This window comes from Flavobacterium hydatis (assembly GCF_000737695.1).
GTDB lineage: Bacteria > Bacteroidota > Bacteroidia > Flavobacteriales > Flavobacteriaceae > Flavobacterium > Flavobacterium hydatis.
Window position 1 is genome coordinate 91,494 of sequence record NZ_JPRM01000006.1, and the last position, 21,896, is coordinate 113,389.

Annotated in this window: 22 protein-coding genes; all 22 read right to left on the reverse strand. The window is 28.0% G+C overall.

From position 1 onward, the window contains the following. Positions 1-885 (reverse strand): glycosyltransferase family 2 protein, encoded by an 885-nt coding sequence (locus tag IW20_RS04865; protein WP_035619524.1) that lies wholly within the window; start codon positions 883-885, stop codon positions 1-3. Next, entirely contained in the window at positions 886-1,899 is a 1,014-nt protein-coding gene (locus tag IW20_RS04870; protein WP_035619526.1) for a glycosyltransferase family A protein, read from the reverse strand. Positions 1,900-1,911: 12 nt separating this feature from the next. Then, positions 1,912-2,790 (reverse strand): FkbM family methyltransferase, encoded by an 879-nt coding sequence (locus IW20_RS04875; protein ID WP_035619528.1) that lies wholly within the window; start codon positions 2,788-2,790, stop codon positions 1,912-1,914. Positions 2,791-2,798: 8 nt separating this feature from the next. Then, positions 2,799-3,998, reverse strand: a complete 1,200-nt coding sequence (locus IW20_RS04880) for a glycosyltransferase family protein (protein ID WP_035619530.1) — start codon at positions 3,996-3,998, stop codon at positions 2,799-2,801. Next, on the reverse strand, positions 3,995-4,891 hold the full coding sequence (locus IW20_RS04885) for a glycosyltransferase family 2 protein (RefSeq protein ID WP_051885561.1): 897 nt from the start codon (positions 4,889-4,891) through the stop codon (positions 3,995-3,997). Before IW20_RS04885 ends, IW20_RS04880 begins: the two co-directional genes overlap by 4 nt. A gap of 19 nt (positions 4,892-4,910) precedes the next feature. Further along, positions 4,911-5,828: a glycosyltransferase family 2 protein gene (locus tag IW20_RS04890; RefSeq protein ID WP_051885562.1), complete on the reverse strand. Its 918-nt coding sequence runs from the start codon at positions 5,826-5,828 to the stop codon at positions 4,911-4,913. Further along, a complete protein-coding gene (locus IW20_RS25280) occupies positions 5,825-6,799 on the reverse strand; it encodes a glycosyltransferase family 2 protein (protein ID WP_051885564.1) in 975 nt (324 codons plus the stop codon). Before IW20_RS25280 ends, IW20_RS04890 begins: the two co-directional genes overlap by 4 nt. Then, positions 6,796-7,761: a glycosyltransferase family 2 protein gene (locus IW20_RS25285; protein ID WP_051885565.1), complete on the reverse strand. Its 966-nt coding sequence runs from the start codon at positions 7,759-7,761 to the stop codon at positions 6,796-6,798. Before IW20_RS25285 ends, IW20_RS25280 begins: the two co-directional genes overlap by 4 nt. Beyond that, positions 7,762-8,676, reverse strand: a complete 915-nt coding sequence (locus tag IW20_RS04905; protein ID WP_051885568.1) for a glycosyltransferase family 2 protein — start codon at positions 8,674-8,676, stop codon at positions 7,762-7,764. A 6-nt stretch (positions 8,677-8,682) separates the two neighbouring features. Continuing rightward, positions 8,683-9,492, reverse strand: coding sequence for a class I SAM-dependent methyltransferase (locus tag IW20_RS04910; RefSeq protein ID WP_051885570.1), 810 nt, complete (start codon positions 9,490-9,492; stop codon positions 8,683-8,685). Between the two features lie 7 nt (positions 9,493-9,499). Further along, the gene (locus IW20_RS04915) at positions 9,500-10,783 is read right to left on the reverse strand and encodes an ABC transporter ATP-binding protein (protein ID WP_035619533.1); all 1,284 of its coding nucleotides are present in this window, start codon (positions 10,781-10,783) and stop codon (positions 9,500-9,502) included. Positions 10,784-10,848: 65 nt separating this feature from the next. Next, positions 10,849-11,718, reverse strand: coding sequence for an ABC transporter permease (locus tag IW20_RS04920; RefSeq protein ID WP_089052138.1), 870 nt, complete (start codon positions 11,716-11,718; stop codon positions 10,849-10,851). Between the two features lie 219 nt (positions 11,719-11,937). Continuing rightward, on the reverse strand, positions 11,938-13,842 hold the full coding sequence (locus tag IW20_RS04925; protein WP_205625900.1) for a polysaccharide biosynthesis protein: 1,905 nt from the start codon (positions 13,840-13,842) through the stop codon (positions 11,938-11,940). A gap of 128 nt (positions 13,843-13,970) precedes the next feature. Continuing rightward, positions 13,971-14,855 carry a glucose-1-phosphate thymidylyltransferase RfbA gene (gene rfbA, locus IW20_RS04930; protein ID WP_035619539.1) on the reverse strand — a complete coding sequence of 295 codons (885 nt, stop codon included), beginning with the start codon at positions 14,853-14,855 and terminating at the stop codon, positions 13,971-13,973. Positions 14,856-14,940: 85 nt separating this feature from the next. Next, a complete protein-coding gene (rfbD, locus tag IW20_RS04935; protein ID WP_035619541.1) occupies positions 14,941-15,786 on the reverse strand; it encodes a dTDP-4-dehydrorhamnose reductase in 846 nt (281 codons plus the stop codon). Beyond that, on the reverse strand, positions 15,786-16,334 hold the full coding sequence (rfbC, locus tag IW20_RS04940; protein WP_035619544.1) for a dTDP-4-dehydrorhamnose 3,5-epimerase: 549 nt from the start codon (positions 16,332-16,334) through the stop codon (positions 15,786-15,788). Before rfbC ends, rfbD begins: the two co-directional genes overlap by 1 nt. A 667-nt stretch (positions 16,335-17,001) precedes the next feature. Beyond that, a complete protein-coding gene (locus IW20_RS26905) occupies positions 17,002-17,205 on the reverse strand; it encodes a DegT/DnrJ/EryC1/StrS family aminotransferase (protein WP_316930608.1) in 204 nt (67 codons plus the stop codon). Then, entirely contained in the window at positions 17,145-17,411 is a 267-nt protein-coding gene (locus IW20_RS26675) for a hypothetical protein (protein WP_240478454.1), read from the reverse strand. The genes IW20_RS26905 and IW20_RS26675 overlap by 61 nt, the downstream gene beginning before the upstream one ends. A gap of 211 nt (positions 17,412-17,622) precedes the next feature. Continuing rightward, complete coding sequence (locus tag IW20_RS04950) at positions 17,623-18,588, reverse strand: MraY family glycosyltransferase (protein WP_035619546.1); 966 nt, start codon at positions 18,586-18,588, stop codon at positions 17,623-17,625. A gap of 118 nt (positions 18,589-18,706) precedes the next feature. Beyond that, a complete protein-coding gene (locus IW20_RS26930; protein WP_081912434.1) occupies positions 18,707-19,771 on the reverse strand; it encodes an EpsG family protein in 1,065 nt (354 codons plus the stop codon). Between the two features lie 241 nt (positions 19,772-20,012). Beyond that, entirely contained in the window at positions 20,013-20,915 is a 903-nt protein-coding gene (locus tag IW20_RS04960; protein WP_035619551.1) for an NAD-dependent epimerase/dehydratase family protein, read from the reverse strand. Then, positions 20,916-21,734, reverse strand: coding sequence for a glycosyltransferase family 2 protein (locus tag IW20_RS04965; protein WP_240478455.1), 819 nt, complete (start codon positions 21,732-21,734; stop codon positions 20,916-20,918). It abuts the gene before it with no gap. Between the last annotated feature and the right edge of the window lie 162 nt (positions 21,735-21,896).

The window sequence follows — 21,896 nt, forward strand, 5'->3', positions numbered from 1 at the left end:
TTAAAATTTTAAACTTGATAGTTTTCTCATTTTTACAATCACATTCTTATCAACAGGTTTTCGATATTTTAAAATTTTTGGAATATTAGTTAACACCACAAAAATAGTTTTTAAATATATTTTACAATACTCAAAATCACTTAAAGCATATTTTTTAAAATTATGCCTATATAATTTTAAAATACTCATTAAAGGGCGAGGATAATAGACCAAAAAATAATAAGTTGCATTTTTTAATTGTCTTCCAAATCTAAAATAATTCTGCTTTACTAATTTTCTTTGTTCTTTATTAACTCTATGATTTACTTTAATTTCATTAGAATATAATATATCGAATCCTTTTGCTAAAACTTCAATAGATAGACAAGACTCTTCGCCATAAATATCAATCCATACCGGAAAACCATTAGTCTGATTATAAACAGACTTTCGAATAGCAAATCCACAGCCTATAAACTCAGAAGAAAGAAATTCTTTTTTCTCTTTTTCAGCTTGCTTTAATGCTTCAATATCGGACGGATAAATTCCTTTTATTTCTTCAAATGCAAGAATCCCTACGTTTGGATATTTATTAAATAAAGTTTCAATTTTAAATAAAAAATCTTGGTTTAATGGATGTGCATCATCATCTAAACCAATCAAGATTTCAGAAACTGCTAATGGATAAATTTGATGTCTGGCTGCCGAAGCTCCTATCGATTTTGGAGAGATAAACCATCTCACCCAAGTTAATTCATTTTGCAAACCTGCAGAATCGTCTGTACATCCATCCAGAAAAACTAAGACCTCAACTTTAGTCTTATCGATTAATGAGTCTAGAATATATAGCGTTTTGAATAAATCTGCTTTTCGATTTTTTGATACTATGAGTATTGAAGCTTGCATCTAATATTTTTCAACCATGTTATATGGTAATTTTTTCCATTTCAGAAATAATTTTGCCGTCCATTTTATTGAAATAAATTTTATAAAAATTCTGTTTTTAATAAAATACAACATACTATTTAATCTCCTTTTTTCTACAAAATCAAATTGAGGAATTTTATACTCTCTTTCTATCTGATTTGATTCTTCTAGCATCCAATCCTCAATAACATTTCCCATATGATAGGCATAATTATCTTGGGTAGTCAAACGCCAATAATCTTTTTTTAATGGTAATTTATCCAAATATCTCTCACTATCTCCTCCCATTTTATAACTAATAAAGGATATTAATTCTCCGAATATATCTTTTTTATAAGTTGCAACAAAATGTCCCGAACCAACCAAAACATTCAGATCCTTTTTAACTTCTATTCCTAGATTAAATTTTAAATAATCCTGATTATAACTTCTGTCCCAACCAATACTATCATAAAACCGAATTAAGGCTTCTTTATTTTTTACAGGAATAAGTTTTAATTTCTTATTAAATAAATTATCAAAAATGACGTTACCACAATAATGTTCATACATTTTAAACTGAGGCACAATACCTACTACTCCAGCATCTGGTACAGTGGTAAAAACTCTCGATGTTTCGACTTGCCAGTTAGGTAAGAACATTACATCAGAATCTGAAATAGTAACTAATTCTATATTGTTACCCGCTAAACCTTTTAGTATTGCATTGAGTTTCCCGATATTTTCTGTATGAATAATTTCTTGTATTTTATCTTGTTTAAAGAGCAAATCTAAATATTCAGCAATAACGATATCACTCCCATTGTTAATAATCGTAATAAATGTTTTTTTATGTACTGTACAAAAAAGTGAATTAAGGCATAGTTTTAAAATTTCAAAACTATCTTTAAAATATCCTTCTTGATTTGGGATATAAACCGGAATTATCACCTGATGAAGATATTCTGATTTTGGCAAAACCTGGTCTTTATGTGGATTAAATCCTATTCGCATTTTATTAAAAGATTAATCTAAATTTTTATTAGCATGATCAATATCAATACAATCTTTGATATTTTTTCTTGCATTTTCTCCCTTTAAAAATACATAATCGGCGCTACCATTAAAATCATTTACTCTGTATAAACTATTATCATCAATTATTTTATAGAGCTCATCGAAATTATTTTTTTGTAAATTACTTATAATTTCATTGCAAGTCGAAAGCCCATTGTTCTCTTCTAAAAGTTCAATTATTAATATACAATTTTCCGTCTGACTAAAAACTTCTTTTGCGCCATCAATTACTTCCTTCTCATAACCTTCTACATCTATTTTTATAATTAAATTATCACACTTAATATTATCTTTAAAAACATCTAACGTTGATATTGGAATAGTTATTTTTTTATGACTCCCTTCAAAATTATTTTTTAAGGAATGCTTTCCTTTATTCCATCCCTCATTAATATTTAAAGTTTTATTTTCTGAAAGATTTCCTAGTCCCATTTTAAACGGTCTTATATTGATAAAATCATTCAAAATAATATTTTTAACGAACTGCTGATAATTAAAATACTCTGGCTCGAATGAATAAATCTCGATATCAGAATTTGAGCTTGCAGCTGTTAATGAATGTAATCCGATATTTGCCCCAATATCAATGAAGTCATATCCCTTGAAAGCATAAGTTTTTATCAATTTCAAAACCATTACTTCATTATAATCACCAAAAACAACCCCTGATTCTATAGATGTTTTTATTCCCGCCTGAACAATAAAGCCATTAAAAAAGATTTTAATCTTATCTTTCCCAACTATTCTTTTAATTAAATTTCTTAAGAAGTTACTTCTTTTAAAATTCTTGTATACATAAATCAGTAATCGCGCAATATTTTCTTTCATATAAAATATTAAGTTAAAACATTATTCAACATTTTCTCAAAGTTTTCGTCACTAAAATAATCTCCAAATGGCTCAACTAATTGTTTATTTGAATAATTTTCAACAATCTTAAGTAATTTCTCTTTTATCTCAATTGAGTTATTAGAACTCGCAATGTAATCTTCTTTTTTTATTATCTTTCTTAATTCGCACTCTGATGGCAACAAAGCTAAAATAGGTTTGTTTAAAGAAGCAACAAAGGGTGCTTTTCCTAACAAAATATTACTATAGTCTAAATAACTTTCTACAATAATGATTATATCTGATTGACAAATTTGTTCATTTGCGGAATTAGAAAAACTCAATGCGTCTAATATGTGAATATTTTCATGATTGTGATACTTTTCTTTTAAACGATTATTTTCAGAGCTTTTCAATCGGAAAACTATCTCTACATTTTCTTTAAAACTCTCATTCTCCTCAGATAATTCTGCAAAAGCATCCAACAAAATATCGACATTCCTTCCAAATTGTAGCCCTCCATGATAGGAGATTGATATTGCTTTTTCTTTTTTCCTAACCAAAGAATTATCTGCCAAATCAAAAGCCTTTCCATCGTATTGATGTGGTAAAGTATAAAACTTTTTATGGTTACCATAAATAATTTGTAAATCTTTAGAGAGTAAAGTTGATGGTGTCATACAAGCCTTAGCTTGTTGAACAACTTCATACATTTCTTGAAAATCTAAAAGTTCTCGTGTGCTTAATGTTTTATCTGAACTTGTATCAAAGAAAAACGGATACGGATCATGAAAATTAATAATCGCTTTCTTTAATATTGGCAAATCTTTTGAAGCTAAAATCGTTTCGTATTCTAATCCTGAACTTCTTATAAAAATATAATCATATTCTTTATATTTAATATCTTCAATAACTCTTCTAAATTGATTTAAATAAAAAGTCTTATAAATTGATTTAACAAATACTCTCCTATATAAAGCATTCGTTAATTTAATATAATAAGGCGGTTTTCTTTTTATCATATGCTCTGATATAGAATTCGCACTCAGTAGTTCTTTATCATATTGATGCTCGTATCCCATCAAATAAGAAATATCAATCACTGCTTCTGGATATAATTTCCTTAATTTTAAAATAAAAGATCGCGATACAACTCCTTCACTTGTACCCGAAATTCTTAAATCTTGTACAATAATTAAAATTTTCATTTTATACTCTTTTTAATTTTGAAACCTAGAGATAAAAATCGTTTTATCTGAAAAAACTTAAAATATAAATAAAACAATTTCACCCAATAAATAGCGTGTTTTTTATTGTCTAAAATTGTCTTTTCAAATCTATCAAAAAGAATATCAATAAGTTCTTTAGACAATTTATGGGTTTGCTCTTGTAATAAATAGAAATAGAATTGAAAAGTTGCATTGTTTTTTATAATCAAATTATCTTTTTTACTTGTAATATTCATCCCACTTAATCTAAAGCATACTATTGCTTCATTAATCGTAAATATGTTATTCCATCTAGAAAACTCCAGAACCGCCAAAAGATCACTATTCCATGCCAATGGAAAATCCTTGAATTTAATCTGTTCTATAATTTCCTTCTCGAAGATATATTCACTCAAAGAACTTCTTGTTCCTCCATTTAATTTTCGCATTAAAAAATCACCTGTGCTTTCTATTTTAGGATGCGAATAATTTTCTGAAATTGAATCTCCTTTGTCATTTATTACTCTGGTTGAAAATCTTATGGCACTAATTTTTAAAGCTTCTATTTCTTCTAGGTTTTTATAAAAAGATGCTACACAATTATTCTCTAAAACATCATCATCTCCTAAAATCATTAGCCACTTTTCGTAATTAATCATTATCATACAACGTTCCCATTGCTTCACCAAAGATATACCTCCTAGGTTATCTTCAAAATGATGGTACTCAAAATTGAAGTGGTTCTTATAAAGCTCTAATAAATAGGATGGACTCTCTGGACTCGCATCATCTCCAATATATACTTTAAATCTTTGGTCAGTTTGATTTGCCAAAGATTCTAAAGTTTCTCGGAAAAATTCGAGTTTATAATAAGGAATTACAATTGCTAGCATAAATTTTAAAAACGTATAATTATCTAGCTTTTAATTTTAGGACAACAGCAACTAAATACTCAGATACTCCTACCATTCCTATCTTTTTCAAACCTTTTTTAATTAATAAACTTATTTGATAACTATTAGAATTTTTGGTGTCGTTATATTTTTTTACAAAATGACTACTTTTTTTATAAAATCTCGAAATTAAAACAACTGATAGTTTATGATATTCTTCTTCTGTCAAATAGATTTTAAAATATTCATAAGCTCGTATAAAATCAGGAAGTAAATCTTTTGTCATTGTCATACTATCAGGATTTCTTCTATAAAGAGACAAAGGCTCGTCTATAAAAACTACTTTACAATCTCTATAAAATATTCTTACCCACATAATCCAATCTTCTTTGGCTTTTAAGTTCTCAGGAAATCTAAAATTTTCGAATAAAGAAGCTTTAAAAAAACCACAATGTATCGGAATCGTAAATGACTCTTCCCATTGATATAGTAAACTTTCGAAATTAAATAATTCTGCATTCAAATTACAATACGGAACTGAAGATACATTAACATTATCTATAAACATCCTAAAGTTGGAAACTACAACTTTTACATCCTTATTTTCTACAACATTCAGATGTTTTAATGACAACTCCAATTTTGTTTTAACTATATAATCATCTGAATCAAGAAATTGAATATAATTCCCTTTTGCATTTTCTAATCCAAAATTTCTTGCACTGCTTAATCCTCCATTCTCTTTTTTTAAATAAACAAAACGCGAGTCTTTTTCAGTCCATTTTTCAGCAATTTCTTCTGTATGATCTAATGAACCATCATTTATAATAATACACTCCCAATTAGCATACGTTTGATTAAATATTGATTGAAGAGCTTCATCTAAATATTGAGCTTGGTTATAACAAGGGATAATTACGGAAACTAACTGACTCATACTAAAGCATTATCTTGTTTAATATATTTTTTTGCTAATCTATAAAAGCCCAAACCTTTAGCCTTTTCAATATTTAAAATTTTATAAAAAATTAATATAGGTATTATGCTTTTTTGCTTAAAATTAAGAATTCCTGAAAAAAGAAATAAAGCATAAAACTTACAAGTATAACTTAAATTTGTCTTAAGTAAAACTTCTATTCTGTAAAAATTCAAAGCATAATCCCTCATTTGTTTTGGATAATGCTTTAAATAGAGAGATAATAAATAATATGTTGTTTTTAATAATTTTGAATGATTTTCTTCATTATTTATTTTATCAACATCTTTTCTATAAAAATTGTCACTACCTAAATTATTAGATGTTATTGACTTTAAATTATTTTTAAAAGCTCTTATGTGTAATTCTGGATCTTCTAAAACATCTATTTTTTCATCAAACCCTCCTAAAGATTTTATACTATCAGTTTTCCATAAAACACTTGAAACACAAAAAGGATATGAACCTCCTAAAAACAAATTCAAGTAATTTTCATCAGAATATAATTCAAGTTCAGAATTAAAAATCTTATTTAAGTCTCCAATTTTTTTATTAAACAATTCCGTTTTAAAAATAAAGAAATCATATTTTAAATTATTACTGGCAAAGTCTAAACGATTAGATAAACAATCAAAAGATAATAAGTCATCAGAATCCAAAAAAAGTATAAAATGACCTCTTGCATTTTCAATACCAAAATTTCTAGAGGATGAAGGCCCTTTGCTTTTTTCTTTTGGTCGTCTGAAAAATTTAAATCTTTTATCTCCTTTTATATACTCATTCAGAAGTTTTTCGGTAGTATCAATCGAACCATCATCTATAACAATACATTCCCAATTTTCATAAGTTTGTGCCAAAACACTATTAAGAGTTTCACTAATAATATTTACTCGATTATAGGTGGGTATGATTATCGATACTAATTGACTCATACTAAAGGGAAATTTTTAAAATACTTTTCAACGGTATAAATATTTCTTTTTATAATAATACAAAACCAAGAACTAAACCAGAATTGTATAGCCAACTTTTTATCTATCAAAAAAAACAAATTACTAGCATTTTTCACAATGAAAACACAATTCTTGGTATGTCTATTTTCTAAACCTTTAAAAAAAAAGGCTATTATGTCTGAATAATAACTTTTAATTAAATCCGAATCTTGTAAAGCTATACTTTTTTTAAAATTCTCAATCATGATTTTCGTTTGAGATTCTTTGAATATTTTTACATATTCATGATTTTCAAATGATTTTGTTGAAGCATGCTGTCTATAAAGAAATAAAGGAATATTGATAATTTTATAATTATTCTCGGGCAAACAATAAAACAATCTAGAAAAAAATTCGGTCTCTTGTCCTCTAAAAATTTTTAAGTCAAACAAAGCTTTATTTTCAAGAAAACTTTTCTTAAAAAGGATCGAAGGCGTCATTATCTTCAATTTCCATCTAACATAATCTTTAAACAAAAATGAATCTATGTTTAAATCTATGTTTTCAATTTTGCGCAACTTTCCATCTACATATATTCCAGAACAAATAACCAACTGCACTTCTTCAGAAGAAAATAAGCTGATTTTTTTTAGAATAAAATCTTCTAACATTATATCATCACTATCAAACCAATTGACATATTCTCCTTTACTTAATTCAAAACCATAATTTCTTGCTGCATTGCCTCCTTTTGGCCGATGTTTTGGCCGATGGTGATATTGAAAACGAGAATCTTTTTTAATATAATCACTTACAACTTCATCTGTATTATCTGTACTACCATCATCTACTATAATGCATTCCCAATTTTCATAAGTCTGAACTAAAATACTATTAAGTGTTTCTCCTATAAGATTTGCTCTATTATAGGTAGGTATAATAATGGAAACTAGTGGACTCATTTATGTTAAAAAGGAATTTGATGTGTTTTCAGAAAGTATTTTATTTTTTATTATTTGCTTCTTATCAAGTTTGTTTAAAACCCTAATTTCAAATATGTATTCTTTCACTTTTTTAATTCTCAATAAAAAGAAGGCTTTTGTAAGTTTTTTACAACATTTTTTATATTCTCTTTTAAACGACTTAGATAAAAGAGGATTTGAAAAATCTAGTATTAATTGTCTTTTTAGATATTTTTCCGGGTTAACAAAATAATCGTTGGAAATACGATATTCCCTATCGTGATAAATAATCGTATCTGCCAAAATTCCAATTTTTAATTTATGAAATTTTACCCGATGCAAGTAATTATCGTCCTCTCCATAATGAAAAAAAGAAGGGTTAAAGCCGCCAACTATTTCTAAGCAATTTCTCGAAATTAACCAAGCTGCAGCATTTACAAATTCAACTTCATAAATTTTATTTACAGTTTTATTTAAAAAAATATCAGAATAGAGGTTTTTGCATTTATCAGGTACTATGTATTTTGAAAATTTATAATCTAAAGCATCTCCTTTTCCATTTAAATGCATTGGACTTATAACTCCAAATTCGGAATTTTTCTGATGCGCAATCACTAAATTGGCTATAGTATCTTCATTAATCCATGCATCTTGATTTAATAAAAACACATAATCGAATTTTTCTTCATACGCTTTTTTTAGCCCTATATTATTAGCCAAACCAAACCCTAAATTTGTTTTTAGTTCGATTAAATCTACTTCATCATATTTTTTGATAAGATTAACCGTTTTATCAAAACTATTATTATCTATAATAATAATTTTAACTTCTATTTTACTAGAATACAAGCTTTTTATTACCTTTTCAATCCATTGATCACCATTATATGTAACAATAACAACTGAAACTTTCATAAAATCTTATTTAAATATTTTCTTTAAAACCTTAAATGGCTTCAATATAAAATCTCCAATGATATAAGATTTACTCTTATAAATTTCTGCAATTTTATCATCATCCATACTAAAAACTTTCGAACCATCAAAAACAGAAATCCATTGAGGTGTAGTATGAATATCAGAAGCAATTATGATAAGGTATAATGGATTAACCTCATAAGATCCAATATTAAAATAATCCCCTTTGTAGACATCCAAATTATCATTTGAGTCTGGATAAATAATAGAATTTCCGTTAACAAACAACTGATTTAAAATTTGAATATTAGTAAACCTTGATGCAACTAAATCAAAAAATTCATTTTTATAAAGTTCTTTTACATGAAATTCGTTGATATAATTTCTTTTGTCTGTATAAAATAATTTATCAGGAGTTGAAATAATTAATATCCCATCTGATTTTAATACTCTTTTGATTTCGAGCATCATTTCATCATGTTTATCATGATGTTCTATGGTTTCATAGCTTACAACAACATCAATAGAAGCATCAGGTATTGGAATATTGTCTGCGCTACCTGTTTGAAAATTAAGATTTGATTTTACATATTTAATTTTAGCATTTGCTATTGTTTCAGAATCGATATCAACTCCATAAACAAATTTTGCACTTTTACTCATTAAATTAGAACCATAGCCTTCGCCACATGCTATATCTAAAACGACTTTATCTAAAATGTAATTAGTTGCAATCGAGTATCTATGTAAATGATCAATAGTATTTTTGTTATATACGAAAGTCTCTAATCTTTCTCCTGTCCAGTTTTTCATTTTATAATTATTCCCAATTTAATATCTGTCTTATTATACCTGGAAATTTCCCTGTATAATCTCCTCTCATTGTTTTATCACTTTTAATTTCAATGATATTGAACCCCACTACGTCCATTTCATGAAATTCAATTAAAAAAGGGTTATAACGCATTATGGCGAAACTACAACTATATCCTCCCTCAGCTAAATTTTTACCTGGTAATATTATTGTTTTTTTATGTATTCCTTTTTTTAAAGATGTAGTTAAAGTTTCAGAATCTTTATCATGCGAACTCAAAATATGAACTCCTTGTAAATTGTATAAATTTAATCCATGAGTAAACAGCTCATTCTCTTTTAAAATCTCGTACGTGAATTCAATTTTTATATCATTAACAATCAAATGATTAAAAGTAACTCTATTATCAACATCAATAACTTTAGCCTCTAATAATTTTATAAAATCTGAACCTGGACTTTCATTTATATTCCACTTTTTATGTGCAATATTATTTCCATCTTTTAAATATTCATCAATACAATCATCAATTTCTCCTTCAAAAACTACTTTCCCATGTTCTAAAACAATTCCTCTGGTGCACAAACTCTTTACGGCTGCTATATTATGACTCACAAAGAGCACTGTCCTACCTCCTTCTCTAGAGATATCTTGCATTTTACCAATCGCCTTTTTCTGAAATTCGGCATCTCCAACAGCTAAAACCTCATCGATAACCAATATTTCAGGCTCTAAAAAAGCTGCAACAGCAAATGCCAATCGCACTGTCATACCACTACTATAGCGTTTTACAGGAGTATCGATGTAACGCTCACAACCCGAAAATTCAATAATTTCATCTAGTTTTTTTACAATTTCTTTTTTAGTCATTCCTAAAATTGCACCGTTCAGAAATATATTTTCACGACCAGTCATTTCACCATTAAATCCTGTACCAACTTCTAACAATGAAGCTATGCGTCCTCGAGATTTAATACTTCCTGTAGTTGGTGCTGTTACCTTTGATAATATTTTTAATAAAGTAGATTTCCCTGCACCATTTTTGCCAATGATACCTAAAACCTCACCACGCCTCAACTCAAAGTTAATATCTTCTAAGGCCCAGACATAATCACTAGTTCCTTTAGTACTGCGATCATTAGCATCACCAATTTTTAAATAGGGATTTTCTTTTCCGCGTATACTATGCCACCAACGGTTTAAATCATGACTTAAAGTTCCAGTACCAACCTGTCCCAAACGATATTGTTTGGAAATATTTTCAGCTTTTAATATAATATCTTTTTCCAATTAGTAAATTATAATATATGAATAATGCATACCTAATGAATCTCGTTTTATTAAAACATCGCAAATTAAACTGTATCAATAAAACTCTTTTCAGTTTTATTGAAGGCCAATAATCCAGCAAAAAATATAATTAATGTTACTATGAAAGTATAAAAAAGACCATAAAATGAAATATTACCAACACTCAAAAGCATATACCTCGATGTTTCGATTATATAAGCTAATGGGTTATATTGCACTAACCAAGCATAATTAGGTATTTTGTCTTTAATTAATACCATTGGATATACAACCGCAGAAAGATACATAAGCAACTGAACTCCAAAACTAATTAGATAAGTAAAATCTCGATATTTAGTTACTAAAGACGATATTATCATTCCCATGCCAAGCCCTAAAATTCCCATAAGAATAATTAGCAATGGAAAAAATATTGTTGTTCCATTTAGACCAATAATAGCTCCTTGGCTGTAATAATAAAGATAAAAAACAATAAAGATAAAGAGTTGAATTCCAAACTTGATTAAGTTGGAAATTACTATAGAGAGAGGTGTGATTATTCTAGGAAAATATACTTTCCCAAATATATTTGCATTGGCTCTGAAAGTATCCGAAGTTCCAGTAAGGCAAGCTGTAAAATAATTCCAAACCGTAATTCCTCCAAGGTTAAATAAAAAAGGTGGTACAGAGCCTGTATCAATTCCAGCTACATTATTAAATATTATTGTAAAGGTTATCGAAGTAAACAATGGTTGAATTAAGTACCAAAGTGGTCCTAAAACTGTTTGCTTATAAACTGTTACAATATCTCTTTTTACAAAAAGAAATAATAAATCGCGATATTGCCAAACTTCTTTTAAATTCAGCGAAAAAAAATTATTCTTTGGTGTTATTTCAAACAACCAAGGGGTTGAAACATTTTCTGGTTTATTCATTGACATTTTAAAAATTCTGCTTTAAAATAAGTTGCTATTACTTCATTTTAAATACTAAAAAGAGCATGGTATTATTATGGCAAATGTAACAATTAAAATAAATTATCTATCATGTACACATTTCTATTCTAAATAATACAAACAAAAAAGGTGCTTTTAAATAAAAACACCTTGTTGTAAGAAATTGAAGCGCAAATATATTCTTTACGCTTATTATATTTATTTATCTAGAATTTCAAAACTAGAATTCATACTTTTAAATTCTGGTACAATTTTTTTCATTTTAGCAACGATATCGTCATTATCAAAGAATTTAGATATTCCTATCAGCTCATCTATTTCTATATGCAAGGTTTCATATTCATCTTGAATCTCCTCAGCAATCATGATTTTATTATGATAAGTAGGTAATGTTTTTGAAGTATCATTTAGTAACTCTTCAAATAGTTTTTCACCTGGTCTAAGCCCTACTATCTGAATCTTAATTTCTTTTTCTGGAATAAACCCTGCCAGTTTTATCATTTTCCTAGCCAAATCAATAATTCGAACAGGTTTCCCCATGTCAAAAATATAGATTTCACCTCCATTACCCATCGCACCAGCTTCAAGAACTAATTGACATGCTTCTGGGATTGTCATAAAATATCTAATAATATCAGGATGTGTTATCGTTAGAGGTCCTCCTTCAGCAATTTGTTTTGTGAATAAAGGAACAACTGACCCATTAGAACCTAGAACATTTCCGAAACGGGTTGTAATAAATTTTGTTGTATCACTACCTTTTTCTTTTTGATTTTTTAAATGTAAAGACTGCACATATTTTTCAGCAATTCGTTTACTGGCTCCCATAACATTACTAGGATTTACAGCTTTATCTGTAGATACCATTACAAATTTCTTTACTTTATATTTACAAGCTAAATCTGCTAGATTTTTAGTCCCTTCAATATTTGTTAAAATAGCTTGAGATGGATTTCCTTCCATTAAGGGTACATGCTTATAAGCTGCCGCATGGAAAACTACTTGTGGTCCATAAACTTTAAAAACCCTTTCCATAGCCTCTTTGCTTTTCACATCTGCAATTACAGCATGGATTCTTGAATCAGAAACCATATTTTGGGTTTCTAAACAAAGACTATGTAGCGGTGTTTCTGCCTGATCTAATAAAATTACATTTTTAGGATTAAACCCTATTACCTGTCTTACTATTTCACTTCCTATTGACCCTGCTGCCCCGGTAATTAAAATAGTTTTATCTTTTAACTGTTTAGATATCGATTTACTATCCAATACTATTGGTTTTCTTTCCAACAAATCTTCAATCTGGATATTTTTTACTTTTTGAGAAATCTCTTTTTGATTTTCCCAATCTGAAATTAATGGTACTGTATATACTCTATAATTAAACTCTAAACATTGGTCAACAATAATTAATTGTTCATCTTTTGTTAGACTTTTATCCGCAATAATAACTCCTTCGGCTGCGACAGAACGCATTAAAGCAGGTAATCTTTTCTTTTGGATTAATATTGGTAAATCCAACATTCGCTTAGAAGCATTTTGATTGTTTTTATCAACAAAGCCAACAATTTTAAAACGAGAAGGTGTCTCAAATTTTAATGCATTAGCAACAGATATTGCATTAGCATCAGTTCCATAAATAATAGTTCTAATTAATTTAGTGTTGTTTTTTTCAGCAAAATAAAGTTCAAATGTTTGCTTGACAACTACTCTATATAAAAACAAGCCACAAAATGAAAGTACAATATTTATAAAAAGGGCAGTATTTAAAAATGCTTTATCTCCGTGATATAATTCAAATACAAAATTAAAAAACAAAAAAACAACTAAAACTGACATTTGTGAAAACAACAGTTTAATTGCATCAATGTAAGATGAATGCCTAATTATACCCGAATAAGTCCTAAACAACCAGAAGAAAAAAATGTTAACTCCAAAAAGAGATCCTACAAAATAAAACTCATGGTGCGTTATTATATATCCCAAGCCTGTACCCTTAAATAACAAGTAAGTAAAAGTAAAAGAGAAAATCAATACCATAACGTCCATCAAGACTATAATCCATCTAGGTAAATAACTTAGGTTATGAATATTAAGTCTCATGTTAGCTATCGAAAAATACTTAGCAAATAAAATTGCAAGATTAGTTGGTTTATTATTCAAATTAGTTGGTCTTAGATTTATAGAGTCCGATAATAATTACAAAAATACGAAATAATGGATTCAAAAAATTAAATTTTAACACCACCCTTTTTTTGTTTCAAAAAATCTAATAAATATGCTCCATAACCAGATTTAACAAGTGGTAGTGCTAATTCTTCAAGTTGATTATCATTTATAAATCCTTGTCTCCATGCTATTTCTTCTATACAACCTACTTTTAACCCTTGTCGTTCTTCTAAAACCTGCACAAACTGACCTGCTTGCATCAAACTATTAAATGTCCCTGTATCAAGCCAAGCTGTACCCCTACTCAAAATTCCTACTTTTAAAGATTCTTTTGCAAGATATACTTTATTTACATCTGTAATTTCATATTCTCCACGTGCACTTGGCTTTATATTTTTAGCTATTTCCACAACTGAATTATCATAAAAATATAAACCTGGGACAGCATAATGAGATTTGGGACTTATTGGTTTTTCTTCTATTGAAATGGCTTTTAAATCTTCATCAAATTCTACTACTCCATAACGTTCCGGATCAGAAACATGATATGCAAACACCACTCCACCATTAGGTTTTGTATTAGAACGCAATAATTCTTGCATATTGGCTCCAAAAAATATATTATCTCCTAAAATCAAAGCTACATCATCATTTCCTATAAATTCTTCACCAATGACAAAAGCTTGTGCTAATCCGTTTGGAATTGCTTGTTCTGCATAACTAAATTTACAACCTAAGTTAGCTCCATCTCCTAATAATTTTTTAAAATTTGGTAAATCATGTGGTGTGGAAATAATCAATATTTCATTTATACCTGCCATCATCAAAGTTGATAGTGGGTAATAAATCATTGGTTTATCGTACACTGGCATCATTTGCTTGCTCATCGCAAGAGTTAATGGGTGCAATCTGGTACCTGAACCTCCTGCTAAAATAATTCCTTTCATAAATCTTAATTTTAGATCTCAGATTTTAAATTTTAAAATTATTTAAATTGATTCTCAAAATTTTAAATCTTCAATGCTGCTTTATTTATACAAACATCTTTTTCAAACTCTCTTTATAATGTGGTATATCCAGATTATATGTATTTCTAATCTTTTTCTTATCTAACAATGAAAATTCTGGGCGTTTTGCAGGAGTTGGATAAGATGCTGATGGTATCCCTCCAACAACGCAATTATATTTACCAAATTCTTTTATTGCTAAAGCAAATTCATACCAACTTATTTCTCCTTCATTAGAATAATTATAAACTCCTGGAAGCCATTCTTCAGATGAAATAATTTCGATTATTGCTTGGGCTAAATCGCCAGCATAAGTAGGTGAGCCTATTTGGTCATTTACTACACTAATTGAATCTCTCTCTTGCATCAATCGTTGCATTGTTTTCACAAAATTATTTCCAAATTTACTATAAACCCATGATGTTCTTATAATAATTGAGTTTGGATTTTCTTGTAAACAAGCTAATTCTCCTAATCTTTTAGTTTCTCCATACACATTGATAGGATTTGTTAAAGCTTCTTCATCCAAAGCTACTGATGATGTACCATCAAAAACATAATCTGTAGATATATGAATCAGTTTTACTTTATTTTTAGCTGAATATTTTGCTATTACTTTTACTGCCAAATGATTGACAATCTCTGCCAATTCTCTTTCAGTTTCTGCTTTATCAACTGCAGTATAAGCACCGCAGTTCAAAATAATAGTAGGTTGCAATTCTTCTAATTGTGTTTCAAGTAAATTTAAATCATCCAGAGTTATTTGATTTCTGTCTGCAAAAATCCATTCGTATTGAGGACAATTTAAAGATAAAACAAATATTTCTGAACCTAATTGTCCGTTTGCTCCTGTTACAAGAATCTTTTCCATTAAAACAAACTGTTACAATTCTCGATAAAAGGAAGAATCTGGTCTTTTTCAGAAACTATAACATCTTTTAAGTCCATTCCCCACTCGATATTCAAAGATGGATCGTCAAATTTAATTCCACCTTCTGAGACTTTATTATAAAACTGGTCACATTTGTACATTACTGAAGCCGTTTCACTAACAACCGAAAAACCATGTGCAAAGCCCTGAGGTACTAATAATTGTTTTTTGTTTTCAGCTGACAATAAAATACTAAATGACTTACCATAAGTAGGCGAATCTTTTCTTAGGTCTACGGCAACATCAATAATTTCTCCTTCTAAAACTCGAACTAATTTGGTTTGTGCAAAAGGAGGGTTTTGATAATGTAAACCTCGCAAAGTACCTTTCTTAGAAAAAGATTGATTGTCTTGAACAAAATCGATATTAATTCCTAAATCTTCGAATTTATTTTTGCTATATGATTCAAAAAAATAACCTCTCTCATCTCCAAAAACTATTGGTTCAATAATCACTAAATCCTTTATAAATGTTTTTTTAATTTTCATATTAAAATATAATTTTTATTTAATTTAAAAAAGTATTGATTACTTCTTCAACTCTACTTTTTTTCTTTATTTGTGAGACTTGATTCTGAGGGCAAACACAACCCTTTTTAAAATAATTCTTCAGCAATTTTATCTCCATTATATTGATACTTTCCAAGAATTGGCTGCAAGCGCATCGTTTTCTAAAGTGGCGCACGTTTCATTATTTTGATTTAAAAAAAAACTATCATTAAACTTTTTCTATTTATATCTTTTTCTGTATTTAGTTCTACCAAAAATTGCATTTAACCAATAATTCGAATAATAATTCTCATTAGAAACGTCGAAAAGCTTTACGCTTTCTATCTCCTTAAAAATATCTTTCCAAAAAAATGATTTCTCTACGGGCAATTACATTTTCACCTAGGCCTTTAATTTGTCTAGGACATATTCCTGCGCATATATTGCTCATTCCATAATTACACTCAACTTCACTATGTTAATATTTGACTGCTTCATCTTTAGATTGGGTAGCATAAAAAATTGCTCTTTCTTTTAAAATCAATTGAATTCAAAATAATTGCACCTCCCCTAAAAGTCACAATTATTTTATTTCCATTGAAAGAAAGAATTCCAAAAGTTCACAATTTTTGCCCTTATATGAACTTGCAAGAACTTCTGCACTATCCTATTTTACATTTAATAAAGCTAAATGAATCGCAGATGTACCTAAATTTAAAGCTGCAATAAATGTCTCTTCTTTAAGATAATCCTCCAAAACCTTCTCAAGTTCATCAACATATTGCCCTCCAGAAGTTATACAATTTGTCTCTAAAGCTTTCTGAATATAGCTTTGTTCAAAACCGCTTTTTTGAGATAAGAATAAATAAATTCTTTTATTATTCCATAATCTGTGGGGTAACGAAAATCATCATTACTAACATTACATAACGGTAAAGTAGAAAATGAAATCAACTTTGAGTCTCTTTGTAAAGATTCTATAGCATTTACGTAACCAACAGGAATATAAACTACTTTACTATCTTGAGCTAATATTAATATGGTTTCAACTGGTAACTCCCTTGAAGGTGTTCCCAAATTATCGATCTTTACATAATGGTTTTTTAAAGATTCACTTAAAACAATATTTTTTTAGTATCTAATTTAAATCTCTGCCAAACACGAACTGGGTTTTCATTAGAATTACTGATAATATAAAATCTTTTATATATTTAAAACTAAAATCAATTACATACAAAATAGTACCACGATAATCTCAAAATTTTCTTCCTTATAATTATTTTGGGAATCATGCTTCTAGTCTTGAGTTGTTTTTATTTAATAAATAGAATTTTGATGAGTATATAAAAAGCAGTGGTAAAAGTACAATTATAAACAAAATCAAATTTTCTAACTTATTATATAGAGTTATAACCAAAAATGAAATTCCTGCTTGAACTAAGGCATAAAATAAAGAAACCAATCTATGCTGTATTTTATATTCATTACTTAGTACCTGATATAAATGTAAACGATGGGCATCAAAAATATTCTGTCTTAAATACAAGCGATGAATAATTGTACAAATAGCATCAACCCCATAGACTGCTAAAAACAAAAGCCAAATAAGAGAATTTGTAACTAGAATAAGTTTTAAAATTAAGTAAATTATCCAGAACGCAATTGCGATACTTCCAACATCCCCCGCAAAACATTTTGCTTTTTTTCTATAATTGAAAAACAGAAAAACTAAGCTCGCAATTATAGTATATTTTATAAAATCGCTATCTATAAAAAGCTGAATATATCTGTTAACATATAGCAATGCTCCCATAACAACTAATGTATACAGCCCTGTAATGCCATTAATTCCATCCATGAAATTATATGCATTAATTAGTCCAATAGCTAAGATATAGGCTATTAAAACAGAACAAATTGGCACTAAAATAAATAAATTTAAATCATAAAAAATTAACGTGATTGAAAGAAAATGAATTCCAATTCGAATTTTATTAGATAGGTTTTGAATATCGTCCCAAAAACTTACTAAACTGACAAGGGTAATCCCAGTAAAGAAAAAATAATTATTTTGAAAGTGCTGTAAAAAATAAATCAAGGCAGAAAACCAAAAAATAATTCCTCCTCCCCTTAATGTTACTTCTGCATGTGAACTTCTTTGATTAGGCTTATCGATAATATTAAATCTATTAGCTACTTTAAAATAAAGTAACGCTATCATTATTAAAAAAATCCCCAATAACGCATATTCCATTAGGTACCAAGTTTTTCATTATTTCTTTATGGTTTTCTTTCTAAACAATATTGGGAAGTAGATCAATTGCTAATTGATATTATTAGTTAAAATAATACAATTCAACCAAATAATTATATTATGTGTTTTTTAACAATATTGTTTTATAAGGAATTAATTTTAGCTCATCTTTTATCGTACTCTCACTATCAATTTTTATAGCCCTAAAATAAGGAAACAAATAAAAACAACACAAAAAAATTATAAGCCAAAATCGCCTATTCATTAAGATATAACGAAAAATATCTGCGACAAGAATAATTTCAAAAATTCTGAAATAAATATAAATCCTAGTTAATTCTGTTGATTCAGAAAAAATATTTAAAAAAATGATAGAACAAACATAAAGTAACAATAAGTATCTTTGATTTTCATTTTGAAAACCTTTTTTATCAAAATAACTTATCACGAAAACTCCCATAGCATTAATAACTAACAATTTTAACAAAGGAACTGGAGCGGCAAATTTGCTAGAAACATAAAATAAATAATGAGAATCTTTAAAGAGTAAACTCAACCAATGAATAATTCCAATTTGTGATATAAAGAACGAAATTACCATTAAAAAATACAAATGACTATTTTTCACAGAGTCTCCGCACACATAAACTATAGAAAAAATCACAAAAGGTATCAAACAGCTATAATGAAATGAAATCCCTAAAATCATCAATAAAAAATAAATAAAATATTTTTTATCCAACAAAAAAGTAAAAGCATAAAAAGCTATCGTAACCGACAAATACTGTCTGATATAAGTGAATGAATACAAAAACATGACTGGAATTAAAAAATAAAGTACTAAAGGAAGAGTACTTTTTTTAGTATATCTCCTGACACCAAGGTATGCGAAAAAATAAGTAAAAAAAGAAAAAAAGAAAAAAAGAAATCTAGAATCCAGATTTAGATACCGAAAAAATTTCATCACAATTAAAAAACCAAATTCAAGACCATTATCTCTAGTGCCACTAAGATACCAAGTAGTATAATTATTATAATCCCAACCTATCCTGTCTCTCAGTCCACCAATTAAGACTAAAACACCAAAAAGTACCAAACTAACAAACTTTTCCTTATTGGGATATTTGTAACTTATAAAAAATAGAGATAACACTATCAACAATAGCAAAACATAAAACCCCATAGTACCTATCTATTTATCATCCCTACTCTAACATCATAGCATCTAGAATAATTACAATTAATTAAACCCATCCATCTACACTTATATCCTTTTTAAAAGAAAAATTAAATTATAAATCCTTGATATATTAAACTACTGTAATTTTTAAAATACTCAAACCTCTTATATTATTTTATTCATTTAATCAATAAAATAAATATTGAAATGTCGCAAAAATATTAAAATCCTATCAATTACTACATTATTTAATTATGAAGCTTTTAATTGTCTTTTCTAATCCCTGTTGAGCTGTAAAAGGTAGTTTTTCAATTCCAATTGCTGATTTAATTTTTTGATTTGAAACCCTATAATTTTCTGTTAACTTTTGTAGTGTATCAGAATTTAAAGGAAATTCCATTAAATCTCCAATTTTTGCAATTCCATTTATGAGGAACTTAGGAAATGCAACACATAAATTTTTCTTGTTTAAAACCGAAGATATAATTTGAACTAATTCATTTGTTGACAAAACTTCATCATCTGCAAGATTATAAACTCCCGAAGTGATTTCTTTATTTTGAAGAATTCCATTAATTAAGAAATTAAGATTATCTATTCCTAAAAATGACCTTTGATTCTCAAATGCTGACAAAGGATAAGGAATTCTTTTCTTAACCACATTAAAAAGAAGATTCAAATTACCTTTATTTCTAGGACCATGGATCATACATGGTCTGATAACAAAAACCCTTTTTCCGTGTGGAATTTTTTTTGATAGTATATATTCTTCTGCTTTTAATTTCGATTGCCCATAAAGAGTTTTTGGATTAGGTTGAATATCTTCATATAAAATATCCAAAACATTATCTGCAGCTGCTTTTACACTACTGAAATAAATAAAGTCTTTAGTTTCACTTTCTAAAAAAACATCAAATAATTCTTTAGTTAAATTTGTATTAGTTTTAAAGTACTCCAAAGAATCACTAGTGCATTTGGTATCGTGTGCTTTACCTGCTAGATGAATAAAAACATCTGCCACATTCCCCTCTTTCCAATTCGAATTCCTCAATGAAATTGGCTCAATTATATAAGATTGGTCTATTAAATAATCGGATAGATTTTGTCCAACAAAACCTGAAGCACCAGTAATTATTATTTTGTTCATCTATTTAAATTGATTCAATGCTTTTTGATTTATTCTGTTTCTATCTGAATCAAAAAACCACCCCCATTTATTAAAATAAGTTAGTGCTGATCTGACAAATATTGTGAACAATCTTTTACTTTTATTTGCACCCGACTCATATTCGTGTATCACTGAAACCTTTGGAAAATAAATCGTTTTATAATGTTGATGCATCCTTCTTGACAAATCCCAATCTTCAAAATACATAAAAAAAGTATCATCATACATACCTACCTTTCTAATAGCATCAAGGTTTAGTAATGTAAAGCATCCTGAGAGGACTGGAGTATTATAAATAGAGTCTTCTGGCACTTCTCTTAATTCATATTCAGTGATGAATTTCTGATACAACACTCTTGGTTTCTTAATTTTTCTTTTTAATATACTAAATGGAGTAGGCAAGAGCTTAGGTAAGTTCTGAATACTTCCATCTCTATTCAAAATCTGTGGCATTATCATTCCAATTGTCATGTCATTTGCCATATAGTTGACCATTGGCATAATTACATCCCCTCTAAAATAAATATCTGGATTAACAATAAAGTGATATTTTGCACCAAAAATCATTGCTTTTTGAATAGCTAAATTATGTGATGCTCCAAAACCTGGATTCGTAGGATTATGAATATATTCTATTCTTAAATCAGTAACTAATATTTTTAATTCGTCAGTAGGTGAATTATCAACTAAATACAATTTTACATTCAGCTCTCCATCCAAAAAAGAATGTATCGCCTTTTGTAACATTGCAATATCATTTTTATACAAAACAATGCAGGAAGTTATTTTTGTACTCAAAATATAAAACTAATTAACTGTTTTTTTTAATAAACCATTAATCACAGTACCAACCATTCAATTCCTAAATCTAAAAAATTAATCATGCTAGATAATTCAAAAAAAGCTTCTTTCATCTCTAAAAATAGTGGTTCTTAATTACCAAATCCTTTAGAAATGCTT

Excerpts from the sequence above, each read along its gene's own strand:
- IW20_RS04865 (WP_035619524.1), bottom strand. The coding sequence starts at position 885 with ATGCAAGCTTCAATACTCATAGTATCAAAAAATCGAAAAGCAGATTTA.
- IW20_RS04870 (WP_035619526.1), bottom strand. The coding sequence starts at position 1,899 with ATGCGAATAGGATTTAATCCACATAAAGACCAGGTTTTGCCAAAATCA.
- IW20_RS04875 (WP_035619528.1), bottom strand. The coding sequence starts at position 2,790 with ATGAAAGAAAATATTGCGCGATTACTGATTTATGTATACAAGAATTTT.
- IW20_RS04880 (WP_035619530.1), bottom strand. The coding sequence starts at position 3,998 with ATGAAAATTTTAATTATTGTACAAGATTTAAGAATTTCGGGTACAAGT.
- IW20_RS04885 (WP_051885561.1), bottom strand. The coding sequence starts at position 4,891 with ATGCTAGCAATTGTAATTCCTTATTATAAACTCGAATTTTTCCGAGAA.
- IW20_RS04890 (WP_051885562.1), bottom strand. The coding sequence starts at position 5,828 with ATGAGTCAGTTAGTTTCCGTAATTATCCCTTGTTATAACCAAGCTCAA.
- IW20_RS25280 (WP_051885564.1), bottom strand. The coding sequence starts at position 6,799 with ATGAGTCAATTAGTATCGATAATCATACCCACCTATAATCGAGTAAAT.
- IW20_RS25285 (WP_051885565.1), bottom strand. The coding sequence starts at position 7,761 with ATGAGTCCACTAGTTTCCATTATTATACCTACCTATAATAGAGCAAAT.
- IW20_RS04905 (WP_051885568.1), bottom strand. The coding sequence starts at position 8,676 with ATGAAAGTTTCAGTTGTTATTGTTACATATAATGGTGATCAATGGATT.
- IW20_RS04910 (WP_051885570.1), bottom strand. The coding sequence starts at position 9,492 with ATGAAAAACTGGACAGGAGAAAGATTAGAGACTTTCGTATATAACAAA.
- IW20_RS04920 (WP_089052138.1), bottom strand. The coding sequence starts at position 11,718 with ATGAATAAACCAGAAAATGTTTCAACCCCTTGGTTGTTTGAAATAACA.
- IW20_RS04925 (WP_205625900.1), bottom strand. The coding sequence starts at position 13,842 with ATGAGACTTAATATTCATAACCTAAGTTATTTACCTAGATGGATTATA.
- rfbA (WP_035619539.1), bottom strand. The coding sequence starts at position 14,855 with ATGAAAGGAATTATTTTAGCAGGAGGTTCAGGTACCAGATTGCACCCA.
- rfbD (WP_035619541.1), bottom strand. The coding sequence starts at position 15,786 with ATGGAAAAGATTCTTGTAACAGGAGCAAACGGACAATTAGGTTCAGAA.
- rfbC (WP_035619544.1), bottom strand. The coding sequence starts at position 16,334 with ATGAAAATTAAAAAAACATTTATAAAGGATTTAGTGATTATTGAACCA.
- IW20_RS04950 (WP_035619546.1), bottom strand. The coding sequence starts at position 18,588 with ATGGAATATGCGTTATTGGGGATTTTTTTAATAATGATAGCGTTACTT.
- IW20_RS26930 (WP_081912434.1), bottom strand. The coding sequence starts at position 19,771 with ATGGGGTTTTATGTTTTGCTATTGTTGATAGTGTTATCTCTATTTTTT.
- IW20_RS04960 (WP_035619551.1), bottom strand. The coding sequence starts at position 20,915 with ATGAACAAAATAATAATTACTGGTGCTTCAGGTTTTGTTGGACAAAAT.